Source organism: Mycolicibacterium llatzerense (assembly GCF_000878195.1).
Taxonomy (GTDB): Bacteria; Actinomycetota; Actinomycetes; order Mycobacteriales; family Mycobacteriaceae; genus Mycobacterium; species Mycobacterium llatzerense.
Window position 1 is genome coordinate 1 of record NZ_JXST01000094.1, and the last position, 1,320, is coordinate 1,320.

Here is a 1,320-nt window from a genome sequence, read left to right on the forward strand (position 1 = left end):
TGTGGTGAGTCGAGTCATGGGTTACACATGAGTCGAGTCATCGGTTACAGGGAACCCCGGCCTTTTGGCCGGGGTTTTTTGTTTGTTGGGCCAGTAGTTTCGGTCGCCGTTGATGTGGTGGTCGGCGATCGGGTTGTAGTTGGTTTTGCTGATCACGGTGACGGTGCTGGTGGCTACGAGGATGAGCACGGGTGTGCCGGCGTGGCGGCGTCCGATGCCTAGGTGGTGCAGGCGGCTGCCGTGACGCAGGGTGAGTTTGCCGAATTGATCGACGGTGTCGTGGCGGATGCGGAAGTGTTCGACGACGCCGGTCGGGGTGGCTTTGGGTCGGGCGGTGTAGGCCTGTGCAGGGGTGGTGCCCGCCGGTAGCGCCCGATGGGTGCGCGCGGTGTTGTAGATAACGGTGAATTCGTCGAGCAGCTGTTGCAGATCGGCCAGGGTCGCTGGTCGGGGGTGGGCAGCGAGCCAACGTTTGAGTGTTTGGTGGAAGCGTTCGATTTTGCCTTGGGTTTGGGGATGTCCGGGGCTGCCGTTCTTTTGTTTGATGCCCAGGGTGGCGATGAGTCGTTCGAAGTCGTTGTGGCCGTGGGTGAATCGGGACGTGTAGACCGATCCGTTGTCGGTCAGGGTGGATGCCGGCAGTCCATGGGTGTCGATCAAGGTGGTGAAGCTGGTTACGACGTCGGTGCCGCTGACGCTGCGGAATGCGGTGCAGTACAGCAGGTATCGGGAATGGTCGTCGAGCCAGTTGAGGATTTCGGTGTCGGTGCCATCGGCCAGGGGCCAGTGGGTGAAGTCCGACTGCCAGCACTCGTTGGGCTGTTCGGCGGCGAACCGCCGGAAGGATCGTTTGGGGCGTTTACGCGGCTGTGGGGTGATCAGGCCGTGGTGGTGCAGGATGCGGCGGATGGTGGAGGTCGAGGGCACCGGTAGCTGTTGTTGTGCTAGGTGTGATTGCAGGGTCACCGGCCCGGCGTCCAGGCCCTCGGCGGTGAGCTTCTCGCGTAGCAGCACGATCGCGGCGATGACCTCGTCATTGACCGCCCGGGGGTTGCTAGCCGGACGTCGTGACCGGGGTTCGACAGCGTCGAGGCCGCCGGCTCGGTAGCGGTGCAGCAGCCGGTGAATGTGTTGACGGGACATCCCGTACGCGCGGGCCGCGGCGCTGACCGACAGATGTCCCGAGACGACTTCCAACACCACCACACGGGCTTTCGACATGACCGATGACTGTCACCCATGACGCGACTCATCGGGAGTCGTTCCAGGTGTAACCGATGACTCGACTCAGGTGTCACCTATGTCATGACTCACGACACC

1 protein-coding gene is annotated in these 1,320 nt (G+C 62.7%); it reads right to left on the reverse strand.

Translation table 11 applies throughout. From position 1 onward, the window contains the following. Positions 1 to 21 precede the first annotated feature (21 nt). Positions 22 to 1,221, reverse strand: a complete 1,200-nt coding sequence (locus tag TL10_RS29320; protein ID WP_043988451.1) for an IS481 family transposase — start codon at positions 1,219 to 1,221, stop codon at positions 22 to 24. Positions 1,222 to 1,320: the final 99 nt, after the last annotated feature.

Coding starts and splice junctions, on each gene's coding strand:
- TL10_RS29320 (WP_043988451.1), bottom strand. CDS start 1,221: ATGTCGAAAGCCCGTGTGGTGGTGTTGGAAGTCGTCTCGGGACATCTG.